Origin of the sequence: Brevundimonas naejangsanensis (assembly GCF_000635915.2) — a bacterium.
GTDB classification, from domain to species: domain Bacteria; phylum Pseudomonadota; class Alphaproteobacteria; order Caulobacterales; family Caulobacteraceae; genus Brevundimonas; species Brevundimonas sanguinis.
The window spans coordinates 383356-395431 of the sequence record NZ_CP015614.1 but is presented as its reverse complement, the minus strand read 5'-3'; the positions used below and the strand labels follow the sequence as shown (position 1 = coordinate 395431).

The 12076-nt window shown below is 67.5% G+C and carries 12 protein-coding genes; all 12 read right to left on the bottom strand.

Annotated elements, in window-relative coordinates; all coding sequences use genetic code 11:
• Positions 1 to 29: 29 nt before the first annotated feature.
• From DA69_RS01890 to fliF, 12 genes are read right to left on the bottom strand one after another with little or no spacing between them, the layout of a single operon-like run.
• Entirely contained in the window at positions 30 to 206 is a 177-nt protein-coding gene (locus tag DA69_RS01890; protein ID WP_035302074.1) for a CsbD family protein, read from the bottom strand.
• Positions 207 to 264: 58 nt separating this feature from the next.
• A complete protein-coding gene (locus tag DA69_RS01885) occupies positions 265 to 741 on the bottom strand; it encodes an NUDIX domain-containing protein (RefSeq protein ID WP_025976590.1) in 477 nt (158 codons plus the stop codon).
• 48 nt (positions 742 to 789) lie between these two features.
• A complete protein-coding gene (locus tag DA69_RS01880; RefSeq protein WP_235599189.1) occupies positions 790 to 1803 on the bottom strand; it encodes a sensor histidine kinase in 1014 nt (337 codons plus the stop codon).
• Between the two features lie 33 nt (positions 1804 to 1836).
• Positions 1837 to 2259: a response regulator gene (locus tag DA69_RS01875; RefSeq protein WP_004370806.1), complete on the bottom strand. Its 423-nt coding sequence runs from the start codon at positions 2257 to 2259 to the stop codon at positions 1837 to 1839.
• Complete coding sequence (locus tag DA69_RS01870) at positions 2256 to 3791, bottom strand: sensor histidine kinase (RefSeq protein WP_025976592.1); 1536 nt, start codon at positions 3789 to 3791, stop codon at positions 2256 to 2258. The genes DA69_RS01875 and DA69_RS01870 overlap by 4 nt, the downstream gene beginning before the upstream one ends.
• A gap of 55 nt (positions 3792 to 3846) precedes the next feature.
• Positions 3847 to 5946, bottom strand: a complete 2100-nt coding sequence (gene flhA, locus DA69_RS01865; RefSeq protein ID WP_025976593.1) for a flagellar biosynthesis protein FlhA — start codon at positions 5944 to 5946, stop codon at positions 3847 to 3849.
• A gap of 56 nt (positions 5947 to 6002) precedes the next feature.
• Positions 6003 to 6902, bottom strand: coding sequence for a class A beta-lactamase (gene bla, locus DA69_RS01860; RefSeq protein WP_025976594.1), 900 nt, complete (start codon positions 6900 to 6902; stop codon positions 6003 to 6005).
• Positions 6903 to 6906: 4 nt separating this feature from the next.
• On the bottom strand, positions 6907 to 8316 hold the full coding sequence (locus tag DA69_RS01855; protein WP_025976595.1) for a sigma-54 dependent transcriptional regulator: 1410 nt from the start codon (positions 8314 to 8316) through the stop codon (positions 6907 to 6909).
• Positions 8317 to 8357: 41 nt separating this feature from the next.
• A complete protein-coding gene (gene fliN / locus DA69_RS01850) occupies positions 8358 to 8690 on the bottom strand; it encodes a flagellar motor switch protein FliN (protein WP_024354748.1) in 333 nt (110 codons plus the stop codon).
• Complete coding sequence (locus tag DA69_RS01845) at positions 8690 to 9364, bottom strand: flagellar assembly protein FlbE (protein WP_025976596.1); 675 nt, start codon at positions 9362 to 9364, stop codon at positions 8690 to 8692. Before DA69_RS01845 ends, fliN begins: the two co-directional genes overlap by 1 nt.
• 1 nt (position 9365) lies before the next feature.
• Positions 9366 to 10403, bottom strand: coding sequence for a flagellar motor switch protein FliG (fliG, locus tag DA69_RS01840; RefSeq protein WP_025976597.1), 1038 nt, complete (start codon positions 10401 to 10403; stop codon positions 9366 to 9368).
• Positions 10403 to 12043, bottom strand: coding sequence for a flagellar basal-body MS-ring/collar protein FliF (gene fliF / locus DA69_RS01835; RefSeq protein ID WP_025976598.1), 1641 nt, complete (start codon positions 12041 to 12043; stop codon positions 10403 to 10405). Before fliF ends, fliG begins: the two co-directional genes overlap by 1 nt.
• Between the last annotated feature and the right edge of the window lie 33 nt (positions 12044 to 12076).

Here is a 12076-nt window from a genome sequence, read left to right as displayed (position 1 = left end):
GGTCGTTTGGATGAGGGTAGCCTCCGTCCTTACTTGCCCTTTAGGGCGTCCTTGACGCCGCCGACGGCGTTCTGGACCTTGCCTTCGACCTGATCGGCGCGGCCTTCGGCTTTCAGTTTTTCGTCGCCGGTGACCCTGCCGGCGGCTTCCTTGATCTTGCCGCCCATGTTCTTGGCGGCGCCTTCAATGCGGTCGTGATCGGCCATGTTGGACTCCCTGTACAGCGACCGCCGGAAATGGCGGTCTCTCAGGGAAAACAACCCCCTATCGTCGCTGCGGTTCCGAAGCTGCAGCATGACGGTCCCGCAGCCAGCGGGCGACGGCCCAGCTGTGGGCCTCGTGGCGAAGGCTGAACAAGGCGCGCAGCGGCTCCATCCAGACCAGCTCGTGGTCGGCTTCCTGCTTGGTCGAAGGGTCGGCGCCGGTCACGCTGACCACCCAGACGCCGCCGACGTTGTTCACCGCGGCGCCGTCCGATTTGAGGAAATATTGTCCGGCCTCGGTCAGGCGGTCTACCGGCTGGATGATCAGGCCGGTTTCCTCGGCGAACTCGCGGACCAGAGCCTGCTGTTCGGTCTCGTCGCCGTCCAGTGCGCCGCCGGGCAGGTCGTAATAGACGCCGCCTTCGCCGCGATCCACGCGGACGCAGGCCAGACGGCCGTCGCGCTCAGCGATGCCGAAAACAGCAGGGCGGTGGATATAGTCGAGGCCGGGGCGCGCCGTGCCGAACTGAAGCTTCATTTCACCGAGCTTAAACCCGCCGGGACGCCCGACGGAAGCCCAAAACGGTCAGAGATCAAAGGCGAGACGGGCGCGCACGCCGTGGTGGGCGGAATCCAGCTCGATCGCCGAGCGCAAACCGCTGGCCATGGCCGAGATGATCTTGGAGCCCAGGCCGGTGCCTTTGGGCGCGCCGTCGCCCAGACCGGGGCCGTCATCCTCGACCGTCAAGAGGGCCCGACTGCCGTCTTCGGCCTTTTGCAGGAGGATGCGGATCTCGCCGGCGGCGCCGGGTTCATAGGCGTATTTCACGGCGTTGGTGACCAGTTCGGTCACGATCACCCCCAGGGACACGGCCTGGTCGGTGGTCACCTGAAGAGGTTCAGCGCACAGGGTCAGGCGCGAGCCGTCACCATTGGGACCGATCGACTTGCTCAGCTCCTCGACCAAGCCCGCCAGATATTCGTCCATCTGAACCCGTTCGACGTTCGCCGAGGTGTAGAGGCGGCGATGGACATGGGCGACGGCCTCGATGCGGACCTGGGCCTCTCGCAGGGCGGCGCGCGCGCCTTCGTCGGCGAGCTGGCGCAGCTGCAGGGAGATGAAGCTGGAGACCAGTTGCAGCGAGTTTCCGACGCGATGGTTCACCTCGCGCAGCAGGGCCTCGGCGCGGTCGCGCTCTTGACGGACTTCGTCATGCGCGCGCTCGTTCTCGCGCTCCAGCCGGCGACGCAGCAGGGCGTCCTCGATGGCCGAGCGCAACAAGGCGGTGAAGTCCTCGGACACGTCCTTGATGACATAGTCGGCCGCGCCGGCCCTCAGGGCGGCCACGGCGATGCGCCCGTCCTGCGCGCCCGTCACATAGACCACCGGCGGCGGTTCCGGCAGCGCCAGGATGTCGGGCAGAACGTCCAGACCCTCGCGACCCGGCATATAGTGATCCAAGGCGCAGACATCGAAGGTTTCAGCCTTCAGCGCCTCATAGCCTGCATCGGCGTCTGGCGCGCAGACCACCTGATAGCCGTGGCGCTCCAGCTCCTTCTGAACCAGGCGCGACAGGCCGCGATCATCGTCGATGTACAAAAGCCGTATGGGGGGCCGGGCCTGATCCACGCGTCAGATCTCGGGGGCTTGCATGACGGAGAGGAAGAGACCCAGCTGGCGGATCGCGCCTGCGAAGGCTTCATAGTCGACCGGTTTGGTGATGTAGACGTTGCAGCCCAGGTCGTAGCAGCGCTGGATCTCGCCCTTGTCGTCCGTCGTGGTCAGCACCACCACCGGGGCGCGGCGCAGACGCTCGTCCGCCTTGACCCGCTCCAGGATGTCCGTGCCCGACATGTCCGGCAGATTGAGGTCCAGCAGGATCAGCAGCGGCCCGCTGCGGCGAACCTCTTCCTGAAAGAGATAATCCAGCGCCGCATCCCCATGGTCGAAATGGACGATGTCATTGGCGATATTCGCCCGCCGGATGTTCTTCTCAATGAGCTTGGCGTGGCCGTGGTCGTCCTCGACCATGACGATCTTCACCGAGTGGCTCACAGGCGGTCTCCTTGATGGTCACCCAGCATAACGAGACGCTTCGGAAATTTTAGGTAAAAAGTCGAGCCTTCTCCCAATTCGGACTCAACCTCGATCGTGCCGCCCATGCGGCGAACGATGTTGCGCACGAACGCAAGGCCCAGCCCCTCGCCGGGCGTGTCCTGTTTGCCAGAGCGACGGAACAGTTCGAAAATACGCTCGTGATCGCGAGGCGAGACGCCCCGGCCGTTGTCTCGCACCGCATAGGAGACCCAGCCGTCCGGCTCCTGCCGGCCGCTGACCTCAATATGGATCGGTCGGCCCGGCTGCTGATACTTGACGGCGTTGTCGATCAGATTGCTGAAGACCTGCTCGATCGACAGACGGTCGTTCTCCATCGCAGGCAGGTCGCTGATCGTGATCTCGCCGCCCGTTTCGGCGACCTGGTGACTGACGGTGTCGGCGATGGCGCGGACCATGGCCGTCATCTCGAGCGTCTCGGGCTGCAGGGCGCGGCGCCCCTCGCGCGACAGGCGCAGGATGGCGTTGATCAGCCGGTCCATCTTGGCCGTCGAGGTGCGGATAAAGCCCACCGCTTCGGGCGCATCCTCGCGCACCGAACGCAGCGCCTCGGCGTCCACAAGCTCCGGGTGGGTCGCCTCCAGCGCGGTCAGCTGCTGCTCCAGGGCCTTGCTGACCTGCTCAAGCTCGGACGTGTAGCCCATGACGTTGACAAGGGGCGCGCGCAGATCGTGGCTGACGATATAGGCGAACCGCTGGATTTCCTCATTGGCGCGGGTCAGTTCGGCGGTGCGGTCGCGCACCTCGTTTTCTAGCCCGGCGTTGACCCGGTCGAGCTCGAAATGCGCCTCCTCGATCTCGGCCACATAGCGCCGAACCATCCAGACGCTGATGCCGGCGAGGATCAGCACCAGGATCGCCGCAAGGGCGTTGACCGCGACCGTGACCGTCTGCGCCCGCTCGGACTGACGCGTCCTTTCGGTCAGACGCTGCGCCTCGACCACATCCACTGCAGACAGCTCGACGCGGATCTGGTCCATCAGAGACTTGCCGCGACCGTTGCGGATCAAGGACACCGCTTCGCCGATGCGCCCCGTTCGCGTCAGCTCGATCGTGTCCGCCATCAGTTTCAGGCGCTCGCGATAAAGCCCCTTCACCTTGGCCACCCGGCGGGCCTGATCCTCATCGCCGACGGCCAGTTGCTCCATCCGCTCGACCACGCCCGGCAGCTTGGCCACGGCGTTCTCGTGCAACCCCAGATATTCGGTCCGGGCCGTCAGCATGAAGCCCCTCTGACCCGTCTCGGCCTCGGTCAGCAGCATCAGCATGTCCTTGGCCGCCAGACGGACCTGCTGGCTGTGATCGACGGTGTCGTTATAGGCCGCCGTCCGCTGGATCATGACGAAGGTCGCGGCGTTGACCGCCATCAGCAGCAGGATGGCCAGGGCCAGAAGCGCGATGATGGAGCGACTGAGGGTCGGGGTGCGCAGGAAGGTTCCGAAGGTGCGCAGGGCCGGCCGAATGCGTTTCATGGCCGGAACCATATTCGCCGCCTGCGCGGTGTCCAGCGATTAACCGTGAAGTCGTCTAAACCGAGCCGACGGTGCGCAGGCGGGCCTTGGGGTGAATCTCATTCTGGCTCATCACCACCGTCTGTCCGCGGAAGCGTTCGATGATGGAGCGCACATAGGGACGCACCTGCGGCCCGGTCAGCAGGACAGGGTTCTCGCCCGTCATGGCGGCGCGCTCGAACACGTCGCGGACGGCGCGGATGAAGTCCTGAAGCTTGCTGGGCGCCATCGCCAGCTGCTTGTCTTCGCCGGGGCCCACCAGGCTGTCGGCGAAGGCCTGCTCCCACTCGGGCGACAGCGTGACGATGGGCAGGGCCCCGTCGTCGGCCTTGTGCTGCCAGCACAGCTGACGCGCCAGGCGGCTGCGGACATGCTCGACCAGGGTGGAGACGCTGGTGGTGTGCGGCGCGGCCTCGGCCAGGCCTTCGAGGATGGCGGGCAGGTCGCGGATGGACACCTTCTCGCGCAACAGGGCCTGCAGCACCCTTTGCAGGGTCGTCACGGTGACGACCGAGGGGATCAGCTCCTCGACCAGCTTCTGCTCCTCGCCTTTCAGCTCCTTCAACAGCTTCTGCACCTCGGCGTAGGACAGCAGCTCGGCCATGTTCTCCTTGAGGATTTCGGTCAGGTGCGTGGTCAGCACCGTCGAAGGGTCGACGATGGTGTAGCCGCGGAAGGTCGCCTCTTCCCTCAGCGACTCGTCGATCCAGGTGGCGGGCAGGCCGAAGGCGGGCTCGCGCGTGTGCTCGCCGGGCAGTTCGACCTGACGCCCCGCAGGGTCCATCGCCATCAGGGAGGACAGGCGCACCTCGCCCGATCCGGCGTCCATCTCCTTGATGCGGATGGCGTAGCCTTGATTGGGCAGGCGCATATTGTCGAGGATGCGCACGCTGGGCATGACGAAGCCGTATTCCTGAGCCAGCGAACGGCGCAGGGCGCGGATCTGGTCCGTCAGGCGCCGCCCCTCCAGGTCGTTGATCAGCGCCAGCAGGGCGTAGCCCAGCTCGATCTTCACCTCGTCGATGGTCAGGGCGGTGGAGATCGGCTCCTCGACATCCTCCCTGGGTTTGAGGTCCACCGGCTCGGCGGGCGGCGGCTTCAGCCGGTCGCGGCCCAGCTTCCACGCCATGAAGCCGGTCCCCAGCGCCAGCGCCGCAAACGGCAGCAGCGGCATGCCGGGGATCAGGCCGATCAGTCCCGCCGTGCCGGACACCACGCCCAGCGACACGGGGTTGGTGGCCAGTTGGCTGACGAAAGCCTTGTCGGCCGAACCCTCGACCCCGGCCTTGGTCACGAGGAAGCCGGCCGCCACTGAGATGATGATGGCCGGGATCTGGGTCACCAGACCGTCGCCGACCGTCAGCTGGACATAGGTGTTGGCCGCCTGCATCGCCGGCATGCCATGCTGGACCACCCCGATCAGCAGGCCGCCGATGGCGTTGATGAAGGTGATGATCAGGCCCGCCACGGCGTCGCCGCGCACGAATTTCGAGGCGCCGTCCATGGCGCCGAAGAAGGTCGATTCCTGCTCCAGCTCCTTGCGGCGCAGCTTGGCCTGCTCCTCGTTGATCAGCCCGGCCGACAGGTCCGCGTCGATGGCCATCTGCTTGCCCGGCATGGAGTCCAGGGTGAAGCGGGCCGAGACCTCGGCGATGCGGGTCGCGCCCTTGGTGATGACGACGAAGTTCACCACCAGCAGGATGGCGAAGATGATCACCCCGATGATGAAGTTGCCGCCCATCATCAGCTCGCCGAAGGCCTGGATGATCTTGCCGGCGCTGTCGTGACCTTCCTGGCCGTTGCTGAGGATCAGCCGCGTCGAGGCCAGATTCAGCCCCAGGCGGAACAGGGTCGAGACCAGCAGCACCGTGGGGAAGATGGCGAAGTCCAGCGGCCGCTTCATCATCACGGCCGTCATCAGGATCAGGACGCTGGAGACGAGCGAGATCGCCAGCAACAGGTCCAGAAGCATCTTCGGGACCGGCAGGATCAGCAGCATGATGACGCCGATGACGCCGACCGCCATGCCGACTTCGCCGCGCATCAACCAGCCGAGCGCATCACGCCCCGTAGGGCGCGCCATGCCGTCCTTCATCAGGTACGGCGCGTCAGCCATGACGACGTGCGAAGGTCATGCCGCCTGATGACAGGATTCGCCAGATCTCATCCATGTCAGCCATGCCCCAGCGCCTTGAGCGCCAGTCGGGCGGCGTCAGCGATGACCGCCTCGCGCTGGGCGTCGGTCGAGTCCGGCGTTGCATGGAAATAGACGGCCATAATGATCGGAGCGCCTTCGATGGGATAGACGACGCCGATGTCGTTCACCGGCCCGCCGCCGCCCGTGCCGGTCTTGTTCGCGACGGTCCAGCCGGAAGGGACGCCCGCCTTCAGGCGCGCCTGCCCGGTCGGCGACGCCACCATCCACTCCAGAAGCAACCGCTTGGAAGCCGACTCGAGCGGCGAGGCCTCTGACAGGATCAGCCGCTCGATGTTGCGGGCCGACTGCGCGGGCTGGATGGTGTCCTTGTCGCCGTCCGCCCGGTTCAGTTCCGGCTCCAGCCGATCCACGCGGGTCGTCTCATCGCCGATGCCGCGATAGAAGGCGCGCAAGGCGTCCAGTCCGCCCATTTCGCGGATCAGGATATTGGCGGCGGGGTTGTCGCTGACCTCGACCGCGCCCTTCATCAACTGCTCGATGGTCAGGGTCGAACCAACCGCCGGCGCCGTCACCGGGGCGTGGGCGATCATGTCGGCCTGCGTCACCGGGATCGCCCGGTCCAGCCGCTCCTGCCCGGCCTGAACGCGCAGCAGGGTCGCGGCGGCCAGATACATCTTGAACGTCGAGCAATACAGGAACCGCTCGTCGCCGCGCCAATCGGCGCGCTTGCCCTCGGTCAGGACCGAGACGCCCAGGCGTCCGCCGTGCCGGGCCTCCAGCGCCGACAGGTCCAGGTCGATGCCGCCGGGCTCGGGCGCCGCTGGCGGCGTCGCGCGCGTGCAGGCGCCTAGAGCCATGCCGCCGGACATCAGGGCGCCGGCGCCGATCAGCAGGGTGCGGCGGTCGGCGCGCACCGGATCAGCCCGCCGCGCCGTAGGCGGCCGCCACGCCCGACTGGGGCGCCGGGATCGGCGTGCCCTGGTCGGCGTACTCGTTCAGCTTGTTGCGCAGGGTGCGGATGGAGATGCCCAAGATGGTCGCCGCATGGGTGCGGTTGCCCAGACAGTGGCTGAGCGTGTCCAGGATCAAGGTCTTCTCCATCTCGGCTACGGTCTGACCGACGAAGCTGCGGGTCACGGCGTCGGCGGCCTGGGCCGCCTGTCCGGCGACCCCGGCGTCATAGGTCGAGGCGGCGGGCGTCGAGGCTCCGTCCCCGCCCAGCAGAGGGCGGCCGTCCGGCAGGCGGATGGCGTCGACGTCGATCTCGGATCCGGACGCCAGCAACACCGCGCGGTGCATGGCGTTCTCCAGCTCGCGCACGTTGCCCGGCCAGCGGTGGGCGACCAGGGCGCGCCGCGCCTCAGGGCCGATGGCGCGGGGCGGCACGCCGTTGGCGGCGGCGTATTTCTTGACGAAGTGGTCGGCCAGGACGGCGATGTCGCCGGGGCGCTCGCGCAAAGACGGCAGGCGCAGGTTCACCACGTTGAGGCGATACAGCAGGTCTTCGCGGAAGGTCCCCTCGGCCACGGCCTTGGCCAGGTCGCGGTTGGAGGTGGCGATGATGCGGATGTTGACCGGCACGGGCTTGGAGCCGCCGACGCGGTCGATCACCCGCTCCTGGATGGCGCGCAGCAGCTTGGCCTGAAGCCGGGCGTCCATCTCGCTGATTTCATCCAGCAGAAGCGTGCCGCCGTCGGCCTCCTCGAACTTGCCGATGCGGCGGGCGACCGCGCCGGTGAAGGCGCCCTTCTCGTGGCCGAACAGCTCGGATTCCAGCAGGTTGTCCGGGATGGCGGCGCAGTTGACGCTGATGAACGCCTTGTCGGCGCGGCGCGAGCTGCTGTGCAGATAGCGGGCCATCACCTCCTTGCCGACGCCGCTTTCGCCGGTGATCAGGATGGAGGCTTCCGAGCGCGCCACCTGATCGGCCAGCTGGATCACCGATTTCATCGCCGGATCCGCCGAGATCATCGGCCGCTCATCGTCGGCCACGGCCGACAGCACCGCGGCGATCAACTCCGCATCGGGCGGCAGGGGGATGAACTCCTTGGCCCCGGCGCGGATGGCGTCCGCCGCTTCCTTGGCGTCAGCATCGACGCCGCAGGCCACGACCGGCACATGGATGCGTTCGGCGTCGTTGGCGGCGATCAGGGCGGCGATGTCGATGCGGTAGTCGACCATCAGCAGGTCGGCGCCCTGCCCCCGGCGCAGTTGCTCGGTCGCCTGATCGGCGCGCTCGACGTGCTGGACCTTGGCGCCGTGCGCCATGGCCATTTTCACCGCCGTCGCCAGTTGGCCGCTTAAACGACCCACCACCAGAAGACGCATCGCCCTACTCCTTCAAATCCTGTCCGTGACGGGGCGGCCGATCAGGCGCCCTTGTCCTCGGTCTTGATGATTTCCGTCATGGTCACGCCCAGGCGGTCCTCGACGACGACGACCTCGCCGCGCGCCACCAGGCGGTTGTTGACGAAAATGTCGATGGCCTCGCCGACCTTGCGGTCCAGCTCCAGCACCGAGCCCTTGTTCAGCTTCAGCAGTTGGGCGACGGACATGTGCGCCTTGCCCAACACGGCGGAGATGTTGACCGGCACGTCGAAGACCGGCGCTAGGTCGACAGCGGACTTCTCGCCGCCGTCATCGGCCAGGTTGAGGGCGGTGGAATCGCCGAATTCCTCAAGCGAGAGATCGTCGGTGGCCATCAGAAGCCCCTCCTGTCATGAGCGCCGCCTTCGAGGGGCGGCTCAGCGTGGCCGGCTTCAGCGGCCAATGCGGCGTTAAGGGCGGCGGCGACGCGCGCCTCGGCCTCGGCCGGGTCGAACTCGGCGCGCCCGTCCGCCCATTCCAGGGCGAAGGCGGCGGCGGGCAGATGCGGTTCGTCGCGGAACACCACCAGCCCGGAGAAGCCCGCCTGGGCGCACAGGGCCTCGATCTGGGCGCGGCCGTCCTCGTCCAGACCCGAGGCGCGGACGACAAGGCGCGGCGTGGCGTCCATCTCCTGCCCCAGGGCCTCGAGGGCGGCCTCCAGCGGACGGCGCGGGAAGCGTTCGAAGGCGGCCGAACCGATCACACGCGCGGCGGCCAAGGCCAGTTCGGCGGATTCGCGCCGGTGCGCCTCGGCCACGCCGCGCAGGGCGGTCGCCGCCTGAGACACCGTCTGCGCCACGATGGACAGGGCTTCGGCGCGCAGGGCCTCGACCTCGTTCAACGCCTGCTGGCGGGCCTCAAGCCGCGCCTGGGCGACCAGGGCCTCGACCTCGGCCGGGGCGAAGGCGCGCTTGGTCGGCTGCCAGGTCGAGGCGCGCAGCACGGCGCCGTCGGCCCCGAACTCGGTGTCGAAGGCGAAGGGGACGGCGTTTAAAGGAAGGGCGCTCATGTCAGTAGATCAACTCGTCGTCGCCGCCCTGGCCGGCCAGCATGATGTCGCCACGCGCCGCCAAATCCTTGGCCACCTGGACCATCGCCATCTGGGCGTTGTCGACGTCCTTGAGGCGGACAGGCCCCATGGATTCCATGTCCTCGCGCATGATCTTCGAGGCGCGCTCGGACATGTTGGAGAAGAACATTTCGCGCAAGGAGTCCGAGGCGCCCTTCAGCGCCAGCCCCAGCTGGTCCTTCTCGACCGAGCGCAGCAGGGTCTGCACCCCGCCCGGATCGAGGCGCGAGAGATCCTCGAACACGAACATCAGGGCGCGGATGCGCTCGGCCGCGTCGCGGTTGCGTTCCTCCAGCGCGCCGATGAAACGGGCCTCGGTCTGACGGTCGAAGCTGTTGAAGATGTCGGCCATCAGCTCATGGCTGTCGCGCTTGGACGTGCGCGCCAGGTTGGACATGAACTCGCTGCGCAGGGTCTGTTCGATCTTGTCGAGGATGTCGCGCTGCACCGGCTCCATGCGCAGCATCCGCTGGACGCATTCCAGGGCGAAGTCCTCGGGCAGGGCCGTGAGCACGCGCGAGGCGTGGTCCGGCTTGATCTTGGACAGGACCACCGCGACCGTCTGCGGGTATTCGTTCTTCAGATAGTTGGCGAGCACGGCCTCGTTCACATTGCCGAGCTTGTCCCACATGGTGCGGCCGGCGGGGCCGCGGATTTCCTCCATCAGGGCTTCGACCCGATCGCCGGGCATGAAGGAGGCCAGCAGACGCTGGGTCTGCTCGTAGGAGCCCATCAGCGAGCCCGACCCGCCGATGCCGGAGACGAACTCGACCAGCACCTCCTCGACCACGGCGGCGGTGACGGTGCCCAGGCCGGCCATGGCCTGAGAGACTTCCTTGATCTCTTCGTCGTCGAGCTGCTGCCACAGGGCCGTATGCTCTTCGCCCAGAGACAGAAGAACGACGGCCGCCTTCTCAGGCCCCGTCAGCTTCTTGGCGTCGTCGACCGCCGCGCCTTTTGACATCAACCGCGCCGCCATCAGGTTTCATGCATCCAGGCGCGCAGGATCGCCGTGGACTCCTCGGGGTGGCTGTCGACGAAATCGGCGACCTTCTTGATGGAGGAGGCCTTCACCTGGCCCTCGATGCGGGCGATGTCGATGCGCTGCTCCATGTCGCTGGGGCCGGCCAGCATGGGGGCGCCGCCCGGCAGGGTCCCGCCGACGAGCTGGGTGTCCAGCGCGGTGACGGGGATTCCATTGGCCCCGACCAGGGCGGGAACGCCTGCGCGCCCCTGTCCCGAGGCGGTCTTCAGCAGCGGGCGCAGGACGAAGAAGATCAGCAGCAGGCCCGTGACCAGCAGGACCAGAAGCTCGACCCCGCGCATGATGTCGTTCTTGTCGAAGGCGAACAGCGACGATCCCTTTTCCTCGCCCGGGGCGACGGAGGGTTCGCGGTTAAAGCGGACGTTGACGACTTCCAGCTTGTCGCCGCGCGCCTCGTCGATGCCGACGGCGGCGGCGACCAGGGCCTTGATCTGCTGCACTTCCTCGGCGGTGCGGGCGGCGTAGGTCGGCTCGCCCTTGCCGTCGGCGGCCGGGGTGTATTTGCCGTCGACCGCGACCGAGACGGACAGCTTCTTGACCTCGCCCGGCTCCTTCACCGTCGTCGTGGTGGTGTTGGAGATCTCGTAGTTGGTCGTCTCGGTGTTCTCGGCGCGGGTCGAGCCGATGGGATTGGCGGGCGGGGCCTCGCCGCCGGGAATATTGGCGGTGGCGGTGGCGCCTTCCTGCTGTCCGGTCGTGTCCTGCGACTGGCTGCCGTTGGTCGAGGTCGAGCGGACGACCTGACCGTCAGGGTCGAACTTCTGCTCCTGAGTGGTCGAGCGGCTGTGGTCGATGTCGGCCGTGACCTGGACGCGCGCCGCACCGGCGCCGACGACGCCCTCGACGATGTCCTTGATGCGGGCCTGCATCTGCGCCTCGGTCGAGGCCTTGGCGGCGTCGGCGGTGGCCGATGTGAAGCCGGTCTCCTCGGAGCCCGCCGCCAGGGTGCGGTTGGCCTGATCCGTCACGGTGACCTTGTCCGGCTTCAGGTTCGGGACGGATGAGGCGACCACGTTGCGGATCGCGCGCACCTGGTCGGACGTCAGGTCACGGCCCGACAGGCCCACGACCACGGCGGCGGTCGGATCGACGGCGGCCGCCTGGAACATCTCGCGCCGAGGCATGGTGATGTGGACGCGGGCCGAGGCGATGCCGCGCATCGACATGATGGTGCGGGCCAGTTCGCCCTGCAGGGCGCGCTGTTCGTTCAGGTTCTGCTGGAACTCGGTCTGGCCCAGCACCGACTGGTTGTCGAAGATTTCGTAGCCGACGCTGCCCGAGGTCACGAGCCCCTTGCCCGCCAGCATCAGGCGCGCCGTGCCCACTTCGTCGCGGCTGACGAACAGGGTCGAGCCGTCGCCCTTGGACGAGTATTTGATGCCCGCCTGGCTCAGGGCGGCGCTGATCTCGGAGGCTTCGCGCAGGTCCAGGTTGGAATAGAGCAAGGCGTCCGGGGCCTGGCCCACGCGCAGCATGACGGCGACCAGGACGGCGGCCACGCCCGCGGCCACGCCCAGGATGGCGGCCAGGCGTCCGATGCCGAACTTCTTCAAAGCTTCCGTGAAGCCGCCCACGCGCAACCGCCCCTGCACACGCGGGACGAACCG

Bases quoted from the DNA above. Each gene is read 5' to 3' on its own strand.
- DA69_RS01890 (WP_035302074.1), bottom strand. From the start codon at position 206: ATGGCCGATCACGACCGCATTGAAGGCGCCGCCAAGAACATGGGCGGC.
- DA69_RS01885 (WP_025976590.1), bottom strand. From the start codon at position 741: ATGAAGCTTCAGTTCGGCACGGCGCGCCCCGGCCTCGACTATATCCAC.
- DA69_RS01870 (WP_025976592.1), bottom strand. From the start codon at position 3,791: ATGAAACGCATTCGGCCGGCCCTGCGCACCTTCGGAACCTTCCTGCGC.
- flhA (WP_025976593.1), bottom strand. From the start codon at position 5,946: ATGGCTGACGCGCCGTACCTGATGAAGGACGGCATGGCGCGCCCTACG.
- DA69_RS01855 (WP_025976595.1), bottom strand. From the start codon at position 8,316: ATGCGTCTTCTGGTGGTGGGTCGTTTAAGCGGCCAACTGGCGACGGCG.
- fliN (WP_024354748.1), bottom strand. From the start codon at position 8,690: ATGGCCACCGACGATCTCTCGCTTGAGGAATTCGGCGATTCCACCGCC.
- DA69_RS01845 (WP_025976596.1), bottom strand. From the start codon at position 9,364: ATGAGCGCCCTTCCTTTAAACGCCGTCCCCTTCGCCTTCGACACCGAG.
- fliG (WP_025976597.1), bottom strand. From the start codon at position 10,403: ATGGCGGCGCGGTTGATGTCAAAAGGCGCGGCGGTCGACGACGCCAAG.